General features: G+C 66.7%; 21 protein-coding genes. 6 read left to right on the plus strand and 15 right to left on the minus strand.

Annotated elements, in window-relative coordinates:
- Positions 1–3 precede the first annotated feature (3 nt).
- The 12 genes from GLS40_RS05175 to GLS40_RS05230 form a co-directional block, all read right to left on the minus strand.
- On the minus strand, positions 4–687 hold the full coding sequence (locus tag GLS40_RS05175) for an urease subunit beta (protein ID WP_160381665.1): 684 nt from the start codon (positions 685–687) through the stop codon (positions 4–6).
- A gap of 15 nt (positions 688–702) precedes the next feature.
- Positions 703–1395 carry an urease accessory protein UreF gene (locus GLS40_RS05180; RefSeq protein WP_160381666.1) on the minus strand — a complete coding sequence of 231 codons (693 nt, stop codon included), beginning with the start codon at positions 1393–1395 and terminating at the stop codon, positions 703–705.
- Positions 1392–1850, minus strand: a complete 459-nt coding sequence (locus GLS40_RS05185; protein WP_160381667.1) for an urease accessory protein UreE — start codon at positions 1848–1850, stop codon at positions 1392–1394. Before GLS40_RS05185 ends, GLS40_RS05180 begins: the two co-directional genes overlap by 4 nt.
- Positions 1850–2542, minus strand: coding sequence for an urea ABC transporter ATP-binding subunit UrtE (gene urtE, locus GLS40_RS05190; protein ID WP_160381668.1), 693 nt, complete (start codon positions 2540–2542; stop codon positions 1850–1852). Before urtE ends, GLS40_RS05185 begins: the two co-directional genes overlap by 1 nt.
- Positions 2542–3288, minus strand: coding sequence for an urea ABC transporter ATP-binding protein UrtD (gene urtD / locus GLS40_RS05195; protein ID WP_160381669.1), 747 nt, complete (start codon positions 3286–3288; stop codon positions 2542–2544). Before urtD ends, urtE begins: the two co-directional genes overlap by 1 nt.
- Positions 3289–3299: 11 nt before the next feature.
- Entirely contained in the window at positions 3300–4448 is a 1149-nt protein-coding gene (gene urtC, locus GLS40_RS05200) for an urea ABC transporter permease subunit UrtC (RefSeq protein WP_160381670.1), read from the minus strand.
- Positions 4449–4453: 5 nt separating this feature from the next.
- Positions 4454–5347, minus strand: a complete 894-nt coding sequence (urtB, locus tag GLS40_RS05205) for an urea ABC transporter permease subunit UrtB (RefSeq protein ID WP_160381671.1) — start codon at positions 5345–5347, stop codon at positions 4454–4456.
- A gap of 60 nt (positions 5348–5407) precedes the next feature.
- Positions 5408–6655, minus strand: a complete 1248-nt coding sequence (locus GLS40_RS05210; RefSeq protein WP_160381672.1) for a transporter substrate-binding domain-containing protein — start codon at positions 6653–6655, stop codon at positions 5408–5410.
- Between the two features lie 337 nt (positions 6656–6992).
- Positions 6993–7601 carry an ANTAR domain-containing response regulator gene (locus tag GLS40_RS05215; protein WP_160381673.1) on the minus strand — a complete coding sequence of 203 codons (609 nt, stop codon included), beginning with the start codon at positions 7599–7601 and terminating at the stop codon, positions 6993–6995.
- On the minus strand, positions 7601–8752 hold the full coding sequence (locus GLS40_RS05220) for a transporter substrate-binding domain-containing protein (protein ID WP_160381674.1): 1152 nt from the start codon (positions 8750–8752) through the stop codon (positions 7601–7603). The genes GLS40_RS05215 and GLS40_RS05220 overlap by 1 nt, the downstream gene beginning before the upstream one ends.
- A 624-nt stretch (positions 8753–9376) precedes the next feature.
- A complete protein-coding gene (guaB, locus tag GLS40_RS05225) occupies positions 9377–10825 on the minus strand; it encodes an IMP dehydrogenase (protein WP_160381675.1) in 1449 nt (482 codons plus the stop codon).
- Positions 10826–10949: 124 nt separating this feature from the next.
- Entirely contained in the window at positions 10950–12176 is a 1227-nt protein-coding gene (locus GLS40_RS05230; protein WP_160381676.1) for an MFS transporter, read from the minus strand.
- Positions 12177–12283: 107 nt separating this feature from the next.
- Here GLS40_RS05230 and GLS40_RS05235 point away from each other — a divergent pair, with 107 nt between their 5' ends.
- Complete coding sequence (locus tag GLS40_RS05235; RefSeq protein ID WP_160381677.1) at positions 12284–13222, plus strand: LysR family transcriptional regulator; 939 nt, start codon at positions 12284–12286, stop codon at positions 13220–13222.
- Positions 13223–13539: 317 nt separating this feature from the next.
- Here the strand turns inward: GLS40_RS05235 and GLS40_RS05240 are convergent, their stop codons facing one another.
- Positions 13540–14724 carry a HupE/UreJ family protein gene (locus GLS40_RS05240; protein ID WP_235905776.1) on the minus strand — a complete coding sequence of 395 codons (1185 nt, stop codon included), beginning with the start codon at positions 14722–14724 and terminating at the stop codon, positions 13540–13542.
- Here GLS40_RS05240 and GLS40_RS05245 point away from each other — a divergent pair.
- From GLS40_RS05245 to GLS40_RS05260, 4 genes are all read left to right on the plus strand, one after another.
- The gene (locus tag GLS40_RS05245) at positions 14723–15562 is read left to right on the plus strand and encodes a DUF4198 domain-containing protein (protein WP_160381678.1); all 840 of its coding nucleotides are present in this window, start codon (positions 14723–14725) and stop codon (positions 15560–15562) included. The genes GLS40_RS05240 and GLS40_RS05245 overlap by 2 nt on opposite strands.
- Before the next feature lie 194 nt (positions 15563–15756).
- The gene (locus GLS40_RS05250; protein ID WP_202075908.1) at positions 15757–16650 is read left to right on the plus strand and encodes a PfkB family carbohydrate kinase; all 894 of its coding nucleotides are present in this window, start codon (positions 15757–15759) and stop codon (positions 16648–16650) included.
- The gene (locus GLS40_RS05255; protein WP_160381680.1) at positions 16647–17576 is read left to right on the plus strand and encodes a pseudouridine-5'-phosphate glycosidase; all 930 of its coding nucleotides are present in this window, start codon (positions 16647–16649) and stop codon (positions 17574–17576) included. Before GLS40_RS05250 ends, GLS40_RS05255 begins: the two co-directional genes overlap by 4 nt.
- An 82-nt stretch (positions 17577–17658) precedes the next feature.
- The gene (locus GLS40_RS05260; RefSeq protein ID WP_160381681.1) at positions 17659–18342 is read left to right on the plus strand and encodes a DUF502 domain-containing protein; all 684 of its coding nucleotides are present in this window, start codon (positions 17659–17661) and stop codon (positions 18340–18342) included.
- A gap of 148 nt (positions 18343–18490) precedes the next feature.
- Here the strand turns inward: GLS40_RS05260 and GLS40_RS05265 are convergent, their stop codons facing one another.
- Together GLS40_RS05265 and GLS40_RS05270 are read right to left on the minus strand one after the other, a co-directional pair.
- Positions 18491–19522, minus strand: a complete 1032-nt coding sequence (locus GLS40_RS05265; RefSeq protein WP_160381682.1) for a patatin-like phospholipase family protein — start codon at positions 19520–19522, stop codon at positions 18491–18493.
- A 204-nt stretch (positions 19523–19726) separates the two neighbouring features.
- On the minus strand, positions 19727–20512 hold the full coding sequence (locus GLS40_RS05270; RefSeq protein WP_160381683.1) for a 3-hydroxybutyrate dehydrogenase: 786 nt from the start codon (positions 20510–20512) through the stop codon (positions 19727–19729).
- A gap of 323 nt (positions 20513–20835) precedes the next feature.
- Here GLS40_RS05270 and GLS40_RS05275 point away from each other — a divergent pair, with 323 nt between their 5' ends.
- Positions 20836–22650: an extracellular solute-binding protein gene (locus GLS40_RS05275; protein WP_202075911.1), complete on the plus strand. Its 1815-nt coding sequence runs from the start codon at positions 20836–20838 to the stop codon at positions 22648–22650.
- Positions 22651–22717 lie beyond the last annotated feature (67 nt).

Genomic DNA, 22717 nt, shown 5'->3' on the forward strand with positions numbered 1-22717 from the left:
GGCTCAGGCTCCCTTGAATCCGGCGGCGCGGGCGCGGGTCAGGGCCGCCTCGCGATCTTCGCCGTTGGTCAGATTGTTGAGGCCCGTCAAGCGCTTGTTGCCGCCAAAGGTGCAGAGCGTGACCTCTTTCTCCTGCCCCGGTTCGAACCGGACGGCCGTGCCAGCCGGAATGTCGAGGCGGAAGCCGAAGGCGGCGGATCTGTCGAAATCCAGCGCCTTGTTGGTTTCGAAGAAATGGTAATGGCTGCCGACCTGGACCGGGCGGTCGCCGGTGTTCTTGACCACCAGGCTCACCCGCTCACGCCCGGGGTTCAGCTCGATCTCGCCCTCGGCGGCGCGGATTTCGCCCGGCTGGCCGACCCGGCCTTCGGGGGCCTTGCTGCCGGGGCGGATCGGATCGTGCACGGTGACCAGCTTGGTCCCGTCGGGAAAGACGGCTTCGACCTGGATCATCGGCAGCAGGTCCGCCACCCCTTCCATCACCTCGTCCGAGGTGAGGATGGTCGATCCGAAAGAGATCAGATCGGCCACGCTGCGCCCGTCCCGCGCCCCTTCGAGGATCTCGTCACAGATCAGGGCGACGGCCTCGGGCGCGTTCAGGGTACGGCCCCGCGCACGTCGTTTGCGGGCCAGTTCGGCGGCGCTGAAGATCGTCAGCCGTTCAAGTTCCGTGGGAGTCAGAAGCATTCTATACCTAGGGGTTCAAGTTGCGAACAACCGCGCCTGGCCGGCGTTGCGGCGCAGGGTCGCGATTTCGGTGAGGGGGGCGAAAGCCCCGGCATGGGCGGGAACAGGTGCGGCAAGGCCACGGGCCATGTCCTGGGCGATCGCGGCCAGCACGGCCTGCGCATCCAGCGCCCCGAGCCGCCCGAGACGCACGGCGGCCGAGGCAAAGCCCATCACGACGGCATTCAGCGCGCCGGCCTCGGTCTCGGCGGCGTTCAGGCCGAGGCCCGCGCCGATGACGCCCTGCACGACCGGCTCATAGCCAAGCGCGCCGCCCTGCCCGGTTGCCTGGATCCTGTCGCGGTAATCCGACGCGCCGGGGGTTCCGATCCGCGCATGGACCGTCAGCAGCGAGCGCCCGACACGGCGCGATGCCTCGGCCAGCCGGTCGACGGTGTTCTGCAGGTGGCACTGGCGGTCGCAGGCCAGCACGGCCTGCGGATCGGCGGCGGATGCGGCGGCCCACGCCTCCCTCAGGAACGGGCGGTCGAAACTCAGCCAGCGCGGCACGACCTGATCGGCCAGCAGGGTCCGGATATCGGCGGCGCCATTGGCCCTGCCTTCCTCTGCCAGCGTCTCCAGCCCCGAGGAAAAGGCAAAGGCGCCGGACGGAAAGGAGCTGTCGGCGGTCTGCAGCAGGCGCAGCAGGGGGAGCACCCGGTCGGTCATTCCGGCGCCTGCGTGGCAGCGGGACGGAGCGTGACCTCCCCCGCGGCGATCATCGGGGCGAGACGGTCGTGATACAGGCGTTCCTCGGTTTCCACGGCGATCATCAGGATGTCGCCGTCGAAGCGGACGCGCCAGTGCAGGTTGCCGCAGAAATAGCCCAGCTTCAGCGCCATCGCCTGATCGCGGGCCTTCAGGCGGATCCAGGTCTCGGTCTCGACCCGCACCACCAGGGCCGCCTGGTCCGAGATCGCCAGCACGGCCCCGTCGTAAAGGTGCTTGTCGCGCGGCAGGGCCAGGGCCACCTCCTGCCCGCCTTCGGACCGGGTGCGCAGCCTGCGACGGGCCAGATCGGCGCGCGGCAGGCGCAGCACATCCACCGCATGGGCATGGTCGAGCCGGTGCAGCGCATCGTGGAAATCGGCGGCGGGTCCAAGGATATCGGAATAAATCTGCATCAGATGGCCATGTGTTTGGCGACCATATCGTCGCTCAGAAGGTCGATCCGGCCGGTTTCCACGGCAGTGCCGTGTTCGACCATGACAAAGGATCCGGCGGCGCGGCGGGCAAAGGTGACGTTCTGCTCTACCAGCAGGATGGTCAGGCCCAGCTCGCGGTTCAGCCGGATGATGATCTCTTCGATCTGCTCGACGATATTGGGCTGGATGCCCTCGGTCGGTTCGTCCATGAGCAGCACGGCGGGCTTGCAGGCCAGCGCACGGGCAATGGCCAGCTGCTGCTGCTGCCCCCCCGACAGGACCCCGCCGGGGCGGTCGAGGTTGTCCATCAGATAGGGGAACAGCTCTGGCACGATGTCCGGGATCCGGCGCGGCCCTCCGGCGGCGAACCCGCCCATCAGGATATTGTCGCGGATGGTGAAATCCGGAATGATCATCCGGCCCTGCGGCACATAGGCGATGCCGGCGCGGGCGCGCTCATGCGTGGGCCTGGCCGAAATCTCCTCGCCGTCGAGAGAGATCACCCCCTCGCTGCGGTCCGTCAGGCCCAGGATCGTGCGCAGCAGCGTGGTCTTGCCGACCCCGTTGCGCCCCAGAATGGCAAGGATTTCGCCCTTGGGCGCGGTGACGGTCATATCGTGCAGCGCCTGGCTGCGGCCATAGAAGCTGTCGACATTGCTGAGGCTCAGCATCAGTGCACCCCCCCGGAACCAAGGTAGGCCTCGCGCACGGCGGGATCCTGTTCGATCCGGGCCATCGGCCCCTCGGCCAGCAGCTTGCCCATATGCATGACGGTGACGCGTTCGGCGATCTTGCGCACGAAGGCCATGTCATGTTCGACCACCAGGATCGTATGCGCCCCCTTGAGCCGCAGGATGATGTCGGCGGTCTTGGCGGTTTCGGCCTGGGTCATGCCCGCCGTCGGCTCGTCCAGCAGGATCACCCGGGCCTGCTGGGTGATCAGCATGCCCAGTTCCAGCCACTGCATCTGCCCGTGGCTCAGATCCCCGGCGATCGTGTCCAGCACCGGCTCCAGCCCGGTCAGGGCGATCACCTCGTCGATCCGGGACCGGTCGGCCGCGGCCATGCCCAGCCTGAGGTTGCGAAAGACGCGCGGCTCGTGGCTGACCGCCACGTTCAGGTTGTCGCGCACCGTCAGGTCGCGAAAGACCGAAGGGATCTGGAACTTGCGCCCCACCCCGGCCCGCGCGATCTGATGTTCGGGCCAGTTGGTGATCTCCTTGCCGAACAGCCGGACCTCTCCGGCGGTCGAGGGGGTCTTGCCGCTGACAAGGTCCATCAGGGTTGTCTTGCCCGCCCCGTTCGGGCCCAGGACGACGCGAAGTTCGCCCTCGTCGATCACCGTGGTCATGCCGTCCACGGCCTTGAAGCCGCCGAAATCGACCTCCAGCCCGTCGATGGTGAGTGCCGCTGCCATGCTGCTGCCCCCTATTCCGCCGGCGCGCCGGAGCGCGCGGTGCGGGTTTTGCCGCTGTCGCGGGTTTGTGCGAAAAGTCCGACCGCATCCCTGGCCAGCCCGGCCAGACCGCGCGGCATGTAAAGGACGACGGCCACGAAGATGACGCCGATGATCAGTTTCCAGGCCTCGCGGAACATCTCGGTTTCCGAGGCGGTGGCCTCGATCGTGTTGATCAGGATCGCGCCGATGGCCGCGCCGATCAGCGAGGACCGGCCCCCGACCGCCGCCCAGACCACCATCGAGATCGAGAAGGTGATATCGAGGAAAGAGGGCGAGGCGAATTCGGCCGCGATGACATAGAGCATCCCGGCAAAGCCCGCGATCCCGGCCGACACGGTGAAGAAGAACACCTGATAGGCCGCCACGTCATAGCCGAGGTAGCGCGAGCGGTTGGGATCGTCGCGGGTCGATTGCAGGATCAGGCCCGCGCGCGTGGACACCAGCCAGCGGGTGGCCAGAAGCACGACGCAGATCGACACCGCGACGATGTAATAGGTCGAGACGAGGTAGGGATCGAATTCGAACCCGCCGATGGTCAGCCAGCCCAGGTCCGTCAGCCCGTTGAAGCCGTTGGTGATGGGCTGCGCGTCGATGATCAGCAGCCGCACCAGCAGCACCAGCGCCAGCGTGATGATCGCGACATAGACCCCCGACACCCGCAGCCGGAAGATCGCCGAGGACAGCACGAGCGCCAGGATCACCGGCAGGACAATCGCCATGACCATGCCGAACCACTGCGCCTGGAACGGCAACCACAGCCAGGAGCCGGAGGTGATGCAGCACAGCTCGGTCGGGGCGCCGGGTTCGGCGTTCCAGAGCATGAAGTCGGGCACCGGCGTGTCGCTGCCCTGCTGCAGCGAGGTATAGCTCTGCAGTTTCAGCGACATGGCGACCATGTAGGCGCCCAGCCCGAAGAACAGCCCCTGCCCGAGGTTCAGGATCCCGGCATAGCCCCAGCTGAGCGCGATGGCGATGCCGAGCATCCCGTAGACGAGGTATTTGGCGATCCGGTTCAGCCAGAAGACATCCGTCATCACCAGCGGCAGGCCGAGAACGATGACGATGAACAGGATGTAGATCCCCCAGTCACCGTATTTGAAAAGCTTGGTCCGGGTCATCTGCCTTACCTCGATTTGAAGGCGAAGAGGCCGCGGGGGCGCCACAGGATGATCGCGATGACCACGCCGAAGACCACCGCGCGGGCGAGGATGTCATTGGTCAGGATGGCAAAGACCCCGTTGATCTGGCCCAGCAGGGCCGAGGCAAGCACGGTGCCCAGAAGCGAGCCAACGCCTCCGACGACGACAACGAGGAACCCGTCGACCACGGTCGAGGCGCCCATGTCGGGCATCACCGTCTTGAACCCCGCGAGCAGCACGCCCGCGATCCCGGCCAGGCCCGAGCCATAGGCGAAGGTGAAGGCCGAGACGCGCCTCACGTCGATGCCGCAGGCCGCCGCGATCTGCGGATTGCGCATGATGGCGCGCACCTGCGTGCCGATGGAGGTGCGGTACATCAGAAACCAGGTCAGCAGGGTCAGCAGCAGCGTGACCACGATGATGAAGGAGCGATAGGGCTGGATCGGGATGCCCGCGATCTCGAACGGCTGGGTCAGAAACGCGGGCACATCCATGTTCTGCAGCCCCGGGCCAAGCCCTTCGATATGGATGCCGAAAAAGCTGAGGCCGAATTCCAGCCGAATCAGCTGTTGCAGGATGATGGCAACGCCCCAGGTCGCAAGCAGCGTGTCGATGATGCGCCCGTAGAGCCTGCGGATCACCAGTTTCTCAAGCCCCAGACCGACCAGCGCCGAGACGACAAAGGCCAGGGGCAGCGCGAAAAACAGGTTCAGGTTCAGATAGATGCCCGACAGAACGGCGGTATAGGCGCCGATCATCACCAGCTCGCCATGAGCCATGTTGATGACCCCCATGGCGCCATAGGTGATCGACAGGCCAAGGGCGATCAGCAGCAGGATCGACGACAGCGAAAGCCCGATGAATAGGATTTCCGACATGGAGAGGTGTCCCCCGGATAATGTGCGTTCGGGCGGGGGCAAGGGCCCCCGCACCGATGATCACAGCTTGGAGCTGTCGAGGCCCTGTGCGGTGCAGAACAGGTTGTCGGGCGTTTCGCCGTAGGCCACGTAGGGCATCGGGCGGACCGGCTCGGGATAGGCCTCGACAATCGTGCCCTGCCCGTCCGCGCCCCACTGCGCGATGCGCGGCGTGAGATAGGTGTGCAGGTTGTCGGGATCGACGGTCACCTTGCCGTTCGGCGCGTCGAAGGTCTGGCCCTTGATGCCCTCGCGGATCGCATCGGGCGTCGCCTCGCCTGCCTTCTCCACCGCCTGCTTCCACAGGAACACCTGGAAGTACGAGCTTTCCAGCGCATGGTGCGTCACCGCCTTGGGATCGCCCACGAAGGCCCGGTAACGTTCGATGAAGGCCTTGTTCTCGGGCGTGTCGATGGCCTGGAAATACGGGAAGGAGGTGTAGGAGCCGACCGCGAAATCCGCGCCCATTGCCGCGATCTCGATCTCGGAGGTCACGGTGGCGCAGATCGGCAGGACATCATGGGTCAGGCCCTGGTTCTTGAATTCGCGATAGAAGGCGACAACCGAGTCGCCGACGACGTTGGACAGAACCACGTCACAGCCGGAATCCTTGATCTTGGACACCATGGCGCCCCATTCGGAATGCCCCAGTTCCAGATATTCGTCGGCCACGTATTCGCCGCCATTCTGCTCGATCAGGATTTTCGAGACCTTGGCCATCTCGCGCGGGTAGATGTAGTTGGACCCGACGATGAAGAACTTCTTCTTGCCCAGCGTGTTGATGATCCAGGGGATGAAGTTCGACAGCTGCTGGTTCGGAACGGCGCCGGTGTAGACGACGTTCTTGGAACATTCGAACCCCTCGTAATAGGTCGGGTAGAAGTACATGCTGTTGCGCTTTTCGAACACCGGCAGCACGGCCTTGCGCGACGCCGAGGTGTAGGACCCGAAGACGGTCGGCACGCGGTCGCGGATGACCAGCTTGGACGCCTTTTCGTTGTACGTCTTGGGATCGGAGGCCCCGTCCTCGACAATCGGCTTGATCATCATGCCGTTCACGCCGCCGGTCGCGTTGATCTCGTCGATCGCCATCAGCGTGGCATCGGCAAGGGATTTTTCGACGATCGACAGCCCTCCGGTCTGCGAGAACAGAACGCCGACCTCGATCTCGCCGGCGGCTGCCGCGCGGCCGGGAATCAGGGATGGTGCGGCCAGTGCCGCGCCAAAGGCGGCAGAGGTCTTGAGGAATGAGCGACGGTTGGAATTCATGGAGCATCTCCCGGTTTTTTCGGACGGAGCGCGACTGCAGGTTTCAGGGCGCAGGACGACCGTGCGTTTATCGTTGTGTGACCGATGATTGTGGTTGCATCGCCCGCAGGGGACCTGCCCTGGCGACATTGGACGGTGGCGTTTCGACGCCCGTTCCGGGACACCCCTGAAAACGGGGATGCACGTCCTTGGCCCGTCAGGCAGGCAAGGTACGAATGGCGCCTCATCGAGCCATCCGGAACATATCAACAAAAAAAGCCCACTCGACCCGTTTCAGGTATCGACGTGAGCCTCGTTGCTACAACGAACGGGCATCATTGGCCGCTCGCTGATTCCACTATATGTCCGTCGACTTGGCTGACAACAGCTCATTGGCATTGATAATGGCCTGAGCCATGTCTTCGATGGATGTTCTCTTGGACATTGCCTGTTTTCTGATCGTTTCGAAGGCCTCTGCCTCGGATATTCCGTGCATTTCCATCAAAATCGACTTGGCCTTCGAGATCACCTTCTGCCCGGCGAGCTTCTTTTCCAGCTTTGAAATCCTGTCCTGCAGGTCGTACTGGCGCTGCTGACACTCGCGCGCGACCACCATGTTGGTCATGATCCCGAAGCTGCGCACCGGCTTGGACGTGACCGCCACGGCGCCAAGGTCAAGGACCAGTTCCAGCATCGCCGGGTTTTCGTAATCCACCACGGCAATGATCGCGGGCGCCGGCTTTTCGGCCCTGCGCAGCATCGCTTTCAGCTGTTCCTGGCTGTCGAAATAGATGCCGGCAAACACCACGTCGACCTTGGACGGCAGCCCCTTTTCCGGCGGCCAGACAAGATCTGTCCGGCATCCGATCCGCCGCAGCTGGTCAAGGATCGTCTGGCCGTTTGCATCCGGCGGATGCACCACCGCAACGCTCAATCCCCGCAGATCCTTGAGCCGGATGCGAGCCATCACTTTTCACCCGTCTCTGCCATGGCGAAGCTGACCGGGTCGTCATGTTCGACCAGGTAGGGTGCCGGTGCTTCCGGGGCCGTCGTTTCCCGGACGATTTCGAACTGGCCCCGGTTGCCGACGACGCCGACCCGTGGCCAGAGGTAGGTATGGTGGTTCGAGGCATCTATCCGGACAGAGCCCTGCGGGGCCTCGTAGGAAAAGGTCGGCAGGGCCTTCAGCACATCCTCCCGGCGTGTCCCGCCGACGCGGCTGACCGCCTCGGCGAACATCCGGACCTGAAAATACGCGGCCTCCACCTCGGCCGAGATCGGCTGATCGGGGCCGAATTGCTCGCGATAGGCCGCCACGAAGGCCGCGTTGGCCAGGGTGGGCAGAACGCTGAAATAGGGCGCCGCCTTCACATTGCCCACGGATGCATCCAGCCCTGCGGCGCGGATCTCGGGCTCGCCGAAGGTCAGCGATGCGATTGGCCGCTGGGTCCTGTCAAAGCCCGCGGCATCATAGGCGCGATAGAAATCGACAGCGCCCTGCCCCACAACGTTCGAGAATACCGTGACCGGCCCGGCCGCGCGAATCCGGCTGATGACCCTGTCGATATCCTCCTTGGTGCAGGCCAGCGGAATGTACATCTCATCCACCACCTTCGCATTCCGGTTGGACAGAAGGTCGCGCATGATCCGGTTGGATTCATAGGGAAAGATGTAATTCGAACCGACGAAGAAATACCGCGGCTCGTAGGTCTCGACCAGGTAATCGGCCAGGATGCGGGCGTTCTGGTTCGGGGCCGCGCCGGAATAGATACAGCCCTCCACATATTCGAACCCTTCATAGAAGGTCGGATAGAACAGCAGGCTGTGATGCGATTCCACCATCGGCAGAACGGCCTTGCGGGTCGACGACATGTAGCAGCCGAACAGCGCATCGACCCCGGTATCCAACAGGCGCGCCGCCTCGGTGCGGAACAGCTGCGGGCTGGACTGGGGGTTGCTGTCCTCGATCAGCACCTCCTCGCCAAGCAGGCCGCCCTGGGCATTGATTTCCCGGGCCGCAAGCAACGCCCCCTGGCGCTGCGCGGTCTCTATGACGGATGTGACCCCGGTATGGGAATAGAGAAGGCCGATTGTGACCGGCGCTTTCCTGGAAGGCATCGAACTGTCTTTCGTCAAGTCTCCGAAACCCTTCGACGAAGGGGCGGAGCGGTCGGTCACCCCAAAAGCCTAGCCATAGTTCCATGGCTGCACAAGCGGGTAAGAGCGTCCGACGGCCCGGTGACAGGGGACCGGTTGAGCAATGAGCAAATGGGCGGCGCTGCCGACACCCGGTCCTGGCGCCCGTGCCGTGATCGACGCCCGGGTGCCCGAAGGGGGTGGCGCTGTCCCGGTGCGCAGGCGCCGGTGGATCGTCGCGGGCCGCGGCCCGACAGGCGGCCGCGCGCGACACAGGTCAGGCGGACGCGATCCCGAAGCGGGCCAGACGATCCGCGCCCCTCTGCGATGCATCCGGGTTGCCCGCCATCGCCGAACCGGGGGCCTGGTGCGACCCCGCCGGAACGCCCCGATTGCGGGCGCTTGCGGAATTGGTGATCCGACTCCCGGCCTCCAAGGGGCGGGCGTTGCGCGGTTTCCGCAGGCGACGGGGTCCCGGGGCCGCAGGCGCATGGGATCCGCACGGCAGACGACGCGGCAAACCGGTCCGGGCGGCTTCCGGCGCCCCCTGGCCGAACCCGTCGGCGCCAGACTCCCGCCGACAGGTCATGTGGCCTGAAACCGGCGTCAGCCGATCCGGTAGTTCGGGCTTTCGCGGGTGATCTGCACGTCGTGCACGTGGCTTTCCTTCAGCCCCGCGCCGGTGATCTTGACGAACTGGCAGCCGGTGCGCATCTGCTCGACCGTGGCGCAGCCGGTATAGCCCATGGCCGCGCGCAGACCGCCGACCAGCTGGTGCAGCACGGCATTGGCCGACCCCTTGTAGGGCACCTGCCCCTCGATCCCCTCGGGCACCAGCTTGTCGCTGGCGGCATCCTTCTGGAAATACCGGTCGGCCGAACCGCGCGCCATCGCGCCCAGCGAGCCCATGCCGCGGTAGGATTTGAACGTGCGGCCCTGGTAGAGGATCACCTCGCCCGGGCTTTCATCGGTCCCGGCGATCATCGAGCCGACCATCGCAACCGAGGCCCCCGCCGCGATCGCCTTGGCAAAATCGCCCGAGAACTTGATGCCGCCGTCGGCGATGACCGGCACGTCGCCCGCCGCCGCCGCGCAATCCATGATCGCGGTCAGCTGCGGCACGCCCACGCCCGCCACCATGCGGGTGGTGCAGATCGACCCCGGGCCGATGCCGACCTTGATCGCATCCGCCCCGGCGCCGATCAGGGCGCGGGTGGCCTCGGCCGTGGCGACATTGCCGGCGACAACCTGGACTTCGTTCGACAGGGTCTTGGCGCGTTCGACCGCCTTGGCCACGCCTTCGGAATGGCCGTGCGCGGTGTCGATCACGATCATGTCGACCCCGGCATCGACCAGCGCCGCGCTGCGTTCGTAACCGGCATCGCCCACGGTGGTGGCGGCGGCGACGCGCAGACGGCCCAGCTGGTCCTTGCAGGCGGTCGGGTTCAGCACCGCCTGTTCGGTGTCCTTCAGGGTCAGCAGGCCGGTCAGCTTGCCGTCCTTGTCGGTCACCAGCAGCTTTTCGATGCGGCGGGCCTTCATCAGGGAAATCGCCTCGTCCCGGTCGGCGGGCTCCTGCAGGATGGCGAGGTCCTTCGAGGTCATCATCACATGCACCGGCGTACGCTCGTCATTGGCGAAACGCATGTCGCGGTTGGTGACGATGCCGACCACGCGGCCCTTTTCATCCACCACCGGGAAGCCCGAGATCTTGTACTGCTCGCGCAGGGCGTTGGCATCGGCCAGGGTCTGGTCCGCGCGCAGGGTGATGGGCTTGTAGACGATGCCGCTTTCGAAACGTTTGACGCGGCGGACCTCGTCGGCCTGCTGCTGGATGTCGAGGTTGCGGTGGATCACCCCCATGCCGCCGGCCTGGGCCAGGCAGATCGCCATGCGCGCCTCGGTCACCGTGTCCATGGCCGAGCTCAGCAACGGGATGTTGAGGGAAATCGCCTTGGTTACCCTAGTCCTTGTGTCCGCCGTGCTCGGCAGGACAGAGGAGGCCGCAGGGACCAGCAATACATCGTCAAAGGTGAGGGCCTCACGAATCTCCATCTCACATCTCCGTGGATATCTCGTTTGGCGGTTCCCTATTGCATGGATGCCGGGGAGTTGAAACCCCGAAACGACCGCGCCGCCCCGGTTGGACCAGAGCGGCGCGTTCACCCTTTCGACAGGCTCAGACCCCGGCGGGGCGCAACACGCGGTGGCCCAGCGTCAGCACCCCCACCGCCAGGCCCGCGGCCACCGGCAGGCAGCCCACAAGCAGGATCCCGCCGTGCAGCCCGTAGGCCGCGATCAGGGGGGCCGCCACCAGGGGCGAGACGAACTGCCCGCCAAAGATCGCCATCGTCATCAGGCCCGAGGCGCGGCCGCGCAGCGCGGGCGGCACCTTGGCCATGAAGAAGGCCATGAAGTTGGGGAAGTTCGGCCCCAGCGAGGCGCCGGTGACCAGCACGCCCAGCACCACCATCGGCAGGCTCTGCGCCGTGGCGACGATGATGATGCCCAGGCCCAGGGTGATGAAGCCCACCGACATGATCGCCCGCGGATCGGCAAAGCGGCGGATGAAGCCGTAGCCGAGCGCCCCGGGGATCGACGCCAGCGTCACCCCGGCCAGGATCATGCCCACATAGGCCGGGTTCTCGACCCCCAGTTCGCGCAGCACGAAGGGCAGCTTGACCGGGAGCGTGTAGAAGGTCGACATCAGCAGAAAGGCCATGCCGCCCACCCAGGCATAGATCAGCCAGGGAAAGCTCTGCGGTTCCCCGGCGCTGCCCTGCGCGGGATCCGGGGCGCCGTCGCTCGCCCGTCCGGGCACGCGGGACAGGACGAACCAGGCCGCCAGCGCCAGCGGCAGGGCGACCATGTAGATGCCGAAGGGCGCGCGCCAGCTCATCCCCGCCAGCACGCCGCCGGTGATCATGAAGACGATGCCGCCCATGTTCATCGCGGCGACCTGCAGGCCGATGAACCGCTCGCGCGCCGCCCCGTGCCAGAGTGTCCCGGCATAGGCCGTGGCCAGCGTCATGGTCCCCGCCACGCCCAGGCCCAGCACCACGCGGCCCGCCAGCATGCCTGTCATCGTGTCCGCCAGCAGCCCGGTCAGCCCGCCAAGCGCATAGAGCACCATCGAGGCGACGATCAGCGGACGCCGGTTCAGCCGGTCCGCCAGCACCCCGATCAGCCCCGCCGTCAGCACCACGAAGAGCGACGGCAGGGTCAGGACCAGGCCCGCCAGTGTCTCGATCCCCGGCGTGTCGGCGAAATGCGCCTGAAGCCCCGGCAGCGACGGCGCGATGGTGGCATTGGCCATCACGGTCAGCGAAGAAATCCCGAGGATCACAAATGTGACTGCCAGCGGAACGGCACGGGCAGGCGCGGGCGGCGCTTGAATCTGGGACATGGGATACCTCAGGGGAATGCAGGTGCAGAAGAAACTCTTGAGTACCCTATATCAATTCGCCATGCTTCTGTGCAATTGATGGGTTCATGGCAATTGGTGACAAGATCATGGACAATGAGATCGACCTGAGCGCGCTCAGGGCCTTTCACTCGGTGGTGCGCGCGGGATCCTTCGCTGCAGCTGCGAGAGAGCTGAACGCCCCGCGCTCGACCGTGGCCAAGAAGGTCGCGGATCTGGAGGCCAACCTGGGCGTGCGGCTGATCGAGCGCACGACCCGTTCGATGCGGATCACCGCCGAGGGCGAGGTGCTGGCCCGCCGCGCCTCGCGCCTGCTGGCCGAGGCAAGCGACCTGCGCCGCGTGCTCACCGATGCGGGCCAGGCCCCGCGCGGGCATCTGCGCATCGGCATGCCCGACCTTTTCGAACAGATCACCATGGGCGAGCTGGCGGCGAGTTTCCGCAGGAAATACCCGGCCATCACCCTGGAAACGGTGATCACCAGCAACACGGGCGACCTGATGCAATCCGACCTGGACGCGGTCATCGCCTTCGGGCCGTTGCAGGACAGCACGCTGATGTCGCGCAAGCTTTTCACCGGCACCATGTCAACGGTGGCCGCGCCGGATCTGCCGGGACTCGACAATCTGCGCCACCCTTCGGATATCGTGCATATGCCGCTGATCGACGTGCCGCAGCACTGGGTCCGCCAATGGGTGTTCCATCAGGGCGATGTGGAAGAAACGGTCAGGATCGAACCTGCCTTGTCCTTTTCCTCTGCGCTGGCCGCCCTGGCTGCGGCGATCGACGGCGCGGGCATCGCGCGAATCCCCACGATCCTGGCCAATCCCGAACTGTCGGCGGGGCGGCTGGTGCGGGTGCTGCCGGAATGGAGCGGGCCGTCCAAGAGCGTCTATTTCATCTACCCCTCGGCCCTGTCGGTCACCATGCGGCTGCGGTATTTCCTCGACGAACTCGTCGCCTGGATGGCGCGCGAGGATGAGCGGCGCGCCGAGCTGAAAACGCCGGAGATCGCCCGACTGGGCTGATCGAGGCCCGCGCGATCCGTTGCGCCCGGTTGCTGGCATGCCGCCGGCGACGGGGGGCTGCGGCCCGATCAAGGGCCCTGCAATGCGGGGTCATCGGCTGCTGGCGTGACACATGGCGATCCGGGTCGCGGATGCCGGGGACCGCGCGCGCCATCACGCGGCAGGCAACCCGCCCCAGACGACCGCCCTGCCCGTCACCGCCACCCGGCAGCCCGGCCCCGGCACCCGGCCCAAGGCTTGTGTCCGGCCGGACGGCGGCGGGGGCTGACCCCGGCCCCGCCACCCGGCCAAAGACCGGTCAGAGGCCGGTCAAAGGGTCAGAGGAACGTCCGCTCCACGAACCAGTAGGCCCCGATGACCCCGATGATGGCCGAGGCCGGCATGGCGATGGCCGTCCGGTACCAGGTTTCGCGGCGGAACCAGGCGCCCACGGCCAGGAAGGCCAGCGCGATGACCGTCAGCTGGCCGAATTCCACGCCCAGGTTGAAGCCGAGCAGCGCCGGGATGAACTGGTCCTGCGGCAGCCCGAACTGTTCCAGCACCGAGGCAAAGCCCAGACCGTGCAGCAGACCGAAGCAGAAGACCACAAGCGGGCGCCATCGGTGCAGCTTGGTCGAAAACAGGTTCTCGACCGCGATGAAGGTGATCGAGGCCGCGATCAGCGGCTCGATGATCGAGGCAGGCACGTTGACCAGCCCGAGCGCGCCAAGCGCCAGCGTCACCGTATGCGCCAGGGTGAAGGCCGAGACCTGCCACAGCAGCGGACGGATATGCGGCGACAGGAAGAACAGGCCCAGCACGAAGAGGATGTGATCCAGCCCCAGCGGCAGGATATGTTCGAACCCCACCGGGATATATTCGAGGAAGGCGCTCAGCCCGGTCTGCCCGGCATGGCCGTCCAGCTGGATCGCGGGGCTGATGTCACCGCCGTTGAGGTAACCGGTATAGCCGTCCTCGACCCCCACGTGGCGCAGGATGAGCGTGCCCAGCCCCTTGCCCCAGGTCAGCGTCAGCGATTCCGTCCCGGCCGGCAGCGTGCCCGACAGCAGCACGCGGGTGGGCCGCCCGACCGAAGTGTCGCCGATCTCGCTCGCCTCGATCTCGTCCAGGCCCAGGGCCACCGTGTTGCCGTCGGCGCGCAGGTCGATGCCCTGGCCCAGCCGGTCCCAGACCGCCATCAGCCGGGCCTCGATCTCGTCGGGCGACAGCAGGCGCAGGGCGTCGTATTCATTCGAGGCCGCGCTTTGGTTCGTGTCTTCCACCCCGTCCAGGTCGATGCCCGCCAGCATCGCCTCGGCATTCACGCGCAGGTCCAGATGCACGGTGTTGCCCTCGGTCGACAGATCGGCAATCGCGGGCTGCACCTCATGCGCACGGGCCGCGCCGCCCGGCGCGACAAGCCCCGCCAGCAGCACCGTCAGGGCCAGAAGCAGCATGGCAAACAGTGAAGTGAGCGCGCCACCGCTTGACTTTGTATCGCCCGCGGCCACTCTCGCCGTCATGACATCATTTGCACCATTGCTGCGCCGCATCGCACTCTCCGTTCCGCTGACCGTTGGCCTCTGCCTGACATATACGGGCGCGCTTGCCCATGAGTTTTGGATCGAGCCCCGAGAATTTCAGGTTTCTCCCGAAGAGCCGGTCGAGGCCGATCTGAAGAATGGTCAGGAATTCAAGGGCGTCAACCTCAGCTGGTTCGACAAGCGCATCGACCGGATGGACATGGCGCGCGGCTCTGACGTGGCGCCGATCCTCGGGCGCGCCGGGGACATCCCCGCCATCGCCCTGCCCCCGCAGGACGAGGGGCTGCTGACGCTGATCTACACCTCGACCCCGACGATCCTGACCTATGACGACTGGGAAACGGTCATGGTCTTTGTTGAGCACAAGGATTTCCCCTGGTTCGTGGAGCGCCACGACGCCCGTGGCCTGCCGCACGAGGACGTCAGGGAGGTCTACCGCCGCTACTGCAAGTCGCTGATCGCCGTGGGCGCGGGTGCCGGCGCGGATGACGACACCGGCATGCCGCTGGAATTCATCGCCCAGGCCAACCCCTATACCGACGACATGTCCGAAGGCCTGCCGGTCCTGCTGCTTTACAACCGCAGCCCGGTCGCGGACGGCCAGGTCGAGGTCTTCGACCGCGCGCCGGATGGCACGGTCGAGATCACGCGCCTGCGCACCGACGACAAGGGCTATGCCACGATCCCCGTCACCCCGGGGCATGACTACATGCTGGATCACGTCGTCCTGCGCGAGCCGCCCGCCTGGATCGCCGCGCGCGACGGGGTGATGTGGGAAAGCCTCTGGGCCAATCTCACCTTCCAGGTCCCGGACTAAGCCCGGCCCCGCGCCCGCCCGCGCTTCGCCCCGCCATAGTCGCACACCGCCCGCAGCCCGCGCAGGTCCGGTACTTCCTCTGGCCGGAAATATCCTCGGGGGGGCCGGCCGCAGGCCGGTGGGGGGCAGACAGCCCCCCTCCGCCGCCTGCCATCCCTCTTGCCTCCGCCCCCGCCCCGGTGCAGGAAGCATCCATGACCCCTGCCCCCCGCATCCTCTGCATCGGCGCCGTCCTGTGGGACATCATCGGCCGCTCCGCCAGCCACATGCGGCAGGGATCGGACGTGCCCGGGCGCATCACCCGCCTGCCCGGCGGCGTCGCAATGAACATCGCCTTGGCCGCGGCCCGGTCGGGCCTGCAGCCGGTGCTGCTGACCGCCATCGGGCGCGACCCCGAGGGCGAGGAGCTGCTGGCCGCCTGCACCCGGCTGGGCATGGACATGTCCCATGTCTACCGCTCCGACGATCTGCCGACCGACCGCTACATGGCTGTCGAGGGCGCCAACGGCCTGATCGCCGCCATCGCCGATGCCCATTCGCTGGAGGCCGCGGGCGACAAGATCCTGCGCCCGCTGACCGACGGCACGCTCGGCTCGGCCCGCGCGCCCCATGACGGGCTGATCGCGCTCGACGGCAACCTGACGCTGCCCCTGCTGCGCGACATCGCGGCCTCCCCCGCCTTTGCCGCCGCGCGGCTGGCCGTCGCCCCGGCCTCGCCCGGCAAGGCGGAACGGCTGCGCCCCTTCCTCGGCCATGCCACCGCCACGCTCTACGTCAATCTCGAAGAGGCGGGCCTGCTCTGCCAGGCCGAGTTTCCCGACAGCGCCGCCGCCGCCCGGGCCCTGGTCGCGCGCGGCGCGGCCCGCGCCGTGGTGACCGACGGGGGCCGCGCGGCCAGCGATGCGGGCCGGCATGGCACGGTCTCGCTGCTGCCCCCCGCGGTGATGGTCACCCGGGTCACCGGGGCGGGCGACACCTTCATGGCCGCCCACCTCGCCGCCGAGGCGGCGGGCCCCGACCCCCAGGGCGCGATGGAACGCGCGCTCGCCACCGCCGCCGCCTATGTCTCCGGAGACAACGCCCTGTGAGCCTGCCCATCGACACCACCCCCGAACTTGCCGCCGCCCTCGCGGCCCGCCAGCCGGTCGTGGCCCTGGAAAGCACCATCATCACCCACGGCATGCCCTGGCCGCAGAACCTCGAAACCGCTCGCGCGGTCGAGGCCGAGGTCCGCGCCGCCGGTGCCCTGCCCGCCACCATCGCGGTACTCGACGGGCGGCTGCAGATCGGCCTGTCCGACGACCGGCTCGACGCGCTGGCGCGCGCCCGCGACGTGGCCAAGCTTTCGCGCGCCGATTTCGCGGCCTGTCTCGCCACCGGCGGCACCGGGGCGACCACAGTCGCGGCCACGATGATCGCCGCCCGGCTCGCGGGGATCGAGACCTTCGCCACCGGCGGCATCGGCGGCGTGCACCGCGGCGCCGAAGACAGCTTCGACATCTCCGCCGACCTGTCGGAACTGGCCGAAACCGCGGTGACGGTGGTCTGTGCCGGGGCCAAGGCGATCCTCGACCTGCCCAAGACGCTGGAGGTGCTGGAAACCCGGGGCGTGCCGGTCATCGCCTATGGCCAGGACGCCCTGCCGGCCTTCTGGTCGCGCGACTCCGGCCTCACCGCGCCGCTGCGCATGGACAGCGCCGCCGCCATCGCCGCCGCCCATGTGCTGCGCGGCAGGCTCGGCCTGCCCGGCGGCCAGCTGGTGACCAACCCGGTGCCCGAGGCCGACGAGATCCCCCGCGCGGTCATCGCCCCCATCGTCGAGGCCGCCCTGGCCGAGGCCGCGCGCGAGGGCATCAGCGGCAAGGCGGTGACGCCCTTCCTGCTCGACCGGATATTCACCCTCACCGAGGGCCGCTCGCTGGCCACCAATATCGCGCTGGTGCTGAACAACGCCCGGCTCGCTGCCGGGATAGCAGGCGAAATCGCCGCGATTCGACGGGGCGGCGCGGCGTGAACGCGCGCCGCGCGCGCCGCCCATTGCCGCCCCGCGCGGGAGTGCATAGATTTCGCCCAACCAGCCCGCCGGGAACCCCTGAATGAGCGATCCGCTAATCGAACCGCCCCGCCGCCCCGGGCTCTTTGCCCGCCTGCGGTCCAGTTTCCTGACCGGGATCGTGGTGATCGCACCGATCGGCCTGACCATCTGGCTGATCTGGTCGGTGGTCGGCTGGGTCGACGGCTTCGTGCTACCGCTGGTGCCCTATACCTTCCAGCCGGAAAAATACATCGGCATCAACCTGCGCGGTGTCGGCGTCATCATCTTCCTGCTTTTCACCATCCTGGTGGGCTGGGTCGCCAAGGGGCTGATCGGGCGTTCGCTGCTGCGCTTTGCCGAAAGCATGGTCGACCAGCTGCCGGTGGTCCGCTCGATCTACAACGGCGTGAAACAGATCGCCGAGACGGTCTTTGCCCAGTCCGACCGCTCCTTCGAAAAGGCCTGCCTGGTGCAATACCCGCGCAAGGGCATCTGGGCCGTCGGCTTCATCTCGACCGAGGCCAAGGGCGAACTGGCCGCCCGCGCCGAAACCGGCTCGCAGCTGATGAGCATCTTTGTCCCCACCACGCCCAACCCGACCTCGGGCTTCCTGCTCTTCTTCCCGCGCGAGGACGTGATCGAGCTGGACATGACGGTCGAGGACGCGGCCAAGCTGGTGATCTCGGCCGGGCTGGTCTATCCGAACTCCAAGGACCCGTCGAAACCACCCCACGGCGGCCGGTAGGCGATCCGCCCCGCCCTTCATCTCGTCAAAAATACTCCCGCCGGAGGCGGCGCAACAACGCAGCTCTCCCGCAGCCCGCCATGACCGCCCGCCGCTGTCCGATGTCGCCGCCCCCGCGCGCGGGCGCAGGGCAGACCCGGGCCGAGCCTCAGCCGAACATCTGCCGCAGATCCACCGTGCTCTCCTGCCCGATCCGGTCCTTGTGACCGGCCAGGAAGACATCCGCCGCCGCGCGCCCGGCGCTCTTGAGCCGGTTGAGCAGATAGGGATTGGGCACGATCTTCGTCGCCTGGCTCAACTCGCGCATCAGGTCGTCGGCAAAGATCATGTGCACCAGCACCTTCTTCATTGCGCCCTCGGGCACATTGCCGCCCGCGATCAGGCGCTGCACGAACTCGATGGCGCGCAGCTCGCGCAGGAGAGAGGAGTTGAAGCTGATCTCGTTGATCCGGTTCTGGATTTCCTGCGGCGTGCGCGGCAGCTCGTTGCGCTCCAGCGGGTTGATGTTCACCACCACCACATCGTCCGGCAGATGACGCGTGAACAGCGGGAAGAGCGCGGGATTGCCGGAATAGCCGCCGTCCCAGAAGGCCTCCAGCCGCCCGGTGCGCGGGTCCTCGATCTCGACCGCCTGGAACAGGTTCGGCAGGCAGGCCGAGGCGAGGATCGCATCGGTGGTGATCTCGGCCCCGGAAAACACCCGGATCTTGCCATCCCGCACATTGGTTGCGCAGATGAAGAGCTCGGGCCCGCCCTCGCCGCAGACCTTTTCGTAATCGAACCCCGCCACGACAGGTTCCAGCGGGTTGGCATAGAACGGGCCGTAGGCATAGGGCGAGGTCATGCGCGAGATCGCATCGGCCATCGAATAGGGCCATGAATATTCGATCGCCTTGGCCACCTGCCCGGTCAGCGACAGGCTGCCGGCCATCCAGGCGGGCAGACGCATGTCGGCCAGGGCGCCCATACGGGACCAGAGCGTGTCGAGCGCGGCGCGCGCCCCCTCGCGCCCGCCCGCGGCCATGCCGGCCTTGAAGGCCGCGCCGTTCAGCGCGCCGGCGGATGTGCCCGAGATCGCGGCGACCTCGACATCCTCCTCGTCGATCAGGCGGTCGAGCACGCCCCAGGTGAAGGCGCCATGCGCGCCGCCGCCCTGGAGTGCGAGGTTGATGCGGGGCATCCGGGTTCCTTTCCGATGGGTGGACATGGTGCGCCTGCGCCCCTGTCGATGAGGCGAGCGGCGCAGAATTCTGCCGTGGCGCGGGGGCCGGGGTGTTGCAGGGGGGCTGTCTGCCCCCCGCCGGGCCTGCGGCCCGGCCCCCCCGAGGATATTTCGGGCCAGAGGAAGGACCGGGCGGTGGAGCCGGGCGGGACCCGGTGCGCGTCAGGCGGCGGTCCAGCCGCCGTCGACGGCAAGGGCCTGGCCGGTGATCTGTTCGGCCGCGTCGGAGCAGAGGAACGTGGCGAGGCCGCCGATCTGTTCGACCGTGGCGAACTGCTTGGAGGGCTGTTTGGCCAGGATCACCTTCTCGATCACCTCGTCCTCGGACATCTTGTATTCCTTGGCGGTGTCGGGGATCTGCGCCTCGACCAGCGGGGTCAGCACATAGCCGGGGCAGATCGCATTGGCGGTGATCGGTTCCCGCGCGGTTTCCAGCGCCACCGTCTTGGTCATGCCGACGATGCCGTGCTTGGCCGTCACATAGGCCGATTTGAAAGGCGAGGCACGCAGCCCGTGGGCCGAGGCGATGTTGATCACCCGGCCCCACCCGGCCTTGCGCATCATCGGGAGGGCGACGGCGGTGGTGTGAAAGGCCGAGGACATGTTGATCGCGATGATCGCGTTCCACTTGTCCACCGGGAATTCGTCGATCGGAGCCACGTGCTGGATCCCGGCGTTGTTCACCAGGATATCGCAGGCGCCGGCCTTTTCGATCAGGGCGCGGCAGTCCTCGCCCTTGGACATGTCGGCCTGGATATAGGTCACCTTGGTCCCGAAGGCCTTGGAGAGTTCCTCGGCCAGGGCATGATCCGCCTTGGTGTCGGTGAAGGAGTTGAGGACGACATCCGCCCCCTGCCCGGCCAGGGCCCGGGTCACGCCCAGGCCGATGCCCGAATTCGATCCGGTGACGATGGCGGTCTTTCCACTGAGGGACGAGGTATGCGACATGGGCGGTCTCCTTTGTCTCGCGTCTGCACCGATAGTAATGCTGCGCCTGCGAATTGCGAGGGCCATGCCGCACGGCAGAATGCGATCGGGCGCAGCCGGATCCGCAACGGCCCGGCCACGGGCGCGGCGCCACAAAAAAAACGCCGGCACAAGGCCGGCGTTCAGTTATTGAGGCAGGTTTCATACAGGCAAGAAACCTATCGAGCAGTGCCCCCTTTATAAGCCTTCTGGAGCGCGGGTCAAAGCTAAAAGTTTGATAATGCGTGAATCCGGCGGTAGGGTCCGGTGCAAGAAAACAAGGGCAGATCGGAATTGTTGCTGTAATGGGACCGGATTTTTTCGGGCTCCGCAGGTGCCTTGCGGCCCTGCTGGCCACACTGGGAATGACCTTCAGCGCAGGGGCCGAGTCGTCGCATGGCATAGCTATGTATGACGATCCTGCGCTTCCACCTGATTTTGTGTCCCTGCCTTACGTGAACCCGGATGCGCCCAAGGGCGGGCGGGTGGTCACCGGCAATACCGGCGGGTTCGACAGCCTCAACCCCTTCATCCAGAAGGGCACCCCGCCCTGGCAGCTGGGCTATCTGACACACGAATCGTTGATGGTCCGCACGCAGGACGAACCCTTTACCCTCTACGGGCTGCTGGCCGAATCGGTTGAGGTGCCCGAGGACCGCTCCTGGGTGGAGTTCACCCTGCGCCCCGAAGCCCGGTTTTCCGACGGCAGCCCGGTCACTGTCGCAGATGTGATCTGGTCCTACGAGACGCTGGGAACCGAGGGCCATGCGCGCTACCGCGGCTTCTGGACCCGGGTCGAGAGCATCGAACAGACCGGCCCCCGCTCGGTCCGCCTGACATTCACCGATGACGACCGCGAACTGGCGCTGCTGGCTGGGCTGCGGCCGATCCTCAAGAAGGCCCAGTGGGAGGGCAAGAGCTTTGCCAACGCGACGCTGGAGGACGTGCCGATCGGCAGCGCGCCCTATGTGGTGGCCGATTTCACCCCCGGGCGCTACGTCACGCTGAAGCGGAACCCCGACTATTGGGGCAAGGACCTGCCGGTGCGCCGGGGCACGAACAATTTCGACGAGATCCGGATCGAGTTCTACGGCGACGGTGCCGTGCTCTTCGAGGCGTTCAAGGGCGAGGCCCTGTCCTACCTGCGCGAGTTCAACGCCGAGAAATGGGCGCGGGATTACGACTTTCCCGCCGTGCGCGAGGGCCGCATCGTCAAGACCGAGGTGGCGGATGCCAAACCCTCGGGCATCACCGGCTATGTGATGAACACCCGCCGCGCGCCGTTTGACGATATCCGCGTGCGCGACGCGCTGATCCATGCCTTCAACTTCGAATATATCAACGACGCGATGACCGGCGGGCGGCAGCCGCGCATCACCTCGTATTTCTCGAATTCCGAACTGGGGATGGACCACGGCCCCGCCGAAGGGCGCGTGCGCGACTTGCTGTCGGACTGGCAGGGCCAGATCCCCGATGGCGCGCTGGAGGGCTACAGCCTGCCCGAGGGCGATGGCTCGGCCCGTAACCGGGCCAATATCCGCAAGGCGACCGCCCTGCTGGCCGAGGCCGGGTATACGGTGCAGAACGGCGTGATGACTGCCCCGGACGGCCGGCCCCTGAGTTTCGAAATCCTGTTGCGCCAGGGCGCGACCGAGGATCAGGCGGTGATCGACCTTTATCTCAAGGCGCTGGAACGGCTCGGCATCAGGGCCCGGCTGACCACGGTGGACGATGCGCAATACAACCTGCGCCAGACCGAATTCGATTTCGACATCACCCAGATCCGCCGCAGCTTCTCTCTCAGCCCGGGGAACGAACAGCGGCTCTACTGGGGGTCCGAGCTTGCCGATACACCCGGCTCGCGCAACCTGATGGGCGTGAAGTCCGAAGCCATCGACGCGATGATCGACGCCATGCTGGCCGCGCGCGGGCGCGAGGATTTCACCGCCGCGGTCAAGGCGCTGGACCGGCTGCTGACGGCGGGGCGCTACGTGATCCCGACCTACGGCTTCGGCGTGGGACGGATCGCCCATATCGCTGAGATGAAGCACCCCGATCATCCGCCGGTCTACGGCGACAGCGTCTATTACCTGCCCGAGGTCTGGTGGTACGAGAAATGATGCGGATTTCCCGCCTGTGCCCCGCCGCGCCGTGATAGGATGGATGTCCGGCCCCCGGGCTGTCGCG

Source organism: Pseudooceanicola pacificus (genome assembly GCF_009789075.1).
GTDB classification, from domain to species: domain Bacteria; phylum Pseudomonadota; class Alphaproteobacteria; order Rhodobacterales; family Rhodobacteraceae; genus Pseudooceanicola; species Pseudooceanicola pacificus.

Coding starts and splice junctions, on each gene's coding strand:
- GLS40_RS05275 (WP_202075911.1), top strand. CDS start 20,836: ATGGGACCGGATTTTTTCGGGCTCCGCAGGTGCCTTGCGGCCCTGCTG.
- GLS40_RS05175 (WP_160381665.1), bottom strand. CDS start 687: ATGCTTCTGACTCCCACGGAACTTGAACGGCTGACGATCTTCAGCGCC.
- GLS40_RS05220 (WP_160381674.1), bottom strand. CDS start 8,752: ATGCCTTCCAGGAAAGCGCCGGTCACAATCGGCCTTCTCTATTCCCAT.
- GLS40_RS05185 (WP_160381667.1), bottom strand. CDS start 1,850: ATGCAGATTTATTCCGATATCCTTGGACCCGCCGCCGATTTCCACGAT.
- GLS40_RS05215 (WP_160381673.1), bottom strand. CDS start 7,601: ATGGCTCGCATCCGGCTCAAGGATCTGCGGGGATTGAGCGTTGCGGTG.
- GLS40_RS05265 (WP_160381682.1), bottom strand. CDS start 19,522: ATGCCCCGCATCAACCTCGCACTCCAGGGCGGCGGCGCGCATGGCGCC.
- urtD (WP_160381669.1), bottom strand. CDS start 3,288: ATGGCAGCGGCACTCACCATCGACGGGCTGGAGGTCGATTTCGGCGGC.
- GLS40_RS05180 (WP_160381666.1), bottom strand. CDS start 1,395: ATGACCGACCGGGTGCTCCCCCTGCTGCGCCTGCTGCAGACCGCCGAC.
- urtC (WP_160381670.1), bottom strand. CDS start 4,448: ATGACCCGGACCAAGCTTTTCAAATACGGTGACTGGGGGATCTACATC.
- urtE (WP_160381668.1), bottom strand. CDS start 2,542: ATGCTGAGCCTCAGCAATGTCGACAGCTTCTATGGCCGCAGCCAGGCG.
- GLS40_RS05210 (WP_160381672.1), bottom strand. CDS start 6,655: ATGAATTCCAACCGTCGCTCATTCCTCAAGACCTCTGCCGCCTTTGGC.
- GLS40_RS05235 (WP_160381677.1), top strand. CDS start 12,284: ATGGACAATGAGATCGACCTGAGCGCGCTCAGGGCCTTTCACTCGGTG.
- GLS40_RS05245 (WP_160381678.1), top strand. CDS start 14,723: ATGACATCATTTGCACCATTGCTGCGCCGCATCGCACTCTCCGTTCCG.
- GLS40_RS05250 (WP_202075908.1), top strand. CDS start 15,757: ATGACCCCTGCCCCCCGCATCCTCTGCATCGGCGCCGTCCTGTGGGAC.
- GLS40_RS05260 (WP_160381681.1), top strand. CDS start 17,659: ATGAGCGATCCGCTAATCGAACCGCCCCGCCGCCCCGGGCTCTTTGCC.
- urtB (WP_160381671.1), bottom strand. CDS start 5,347: ATGTCGGAAATCCTATTCATCGGGCTTTCGCTGTCGTCGATCCTGCTG.
- GLS40_RS05270 (WP_160381683.1), bottom strand. CDS start 20,512: ATGTCGCATACCTCGTCCCTCAGTGGAAAGACCGCCATCGTCACCGGA.
- GLS40_RS05240 (WP_235905776.1), bottom strand. CDS start 14,724: ATGACGGCGAGAGTGGCCGCGGGCGATACAAAGTCAAGCGGTGGCGCG.
- GLS40_RS05230 (WP_160381676.1), bottom strand. CDS start 12,176: ATGTCCCAGATTCAAGCGCCGCCCGCGCCTGCCCGTGCCGTTCCGCTG.
- guaB (WP_160381675.1), bottom strand. CDS start 10,825: ATGGAGATTCGTGAGGCCCTCACCTTTGACGATGTATTGCTGGTCCCT.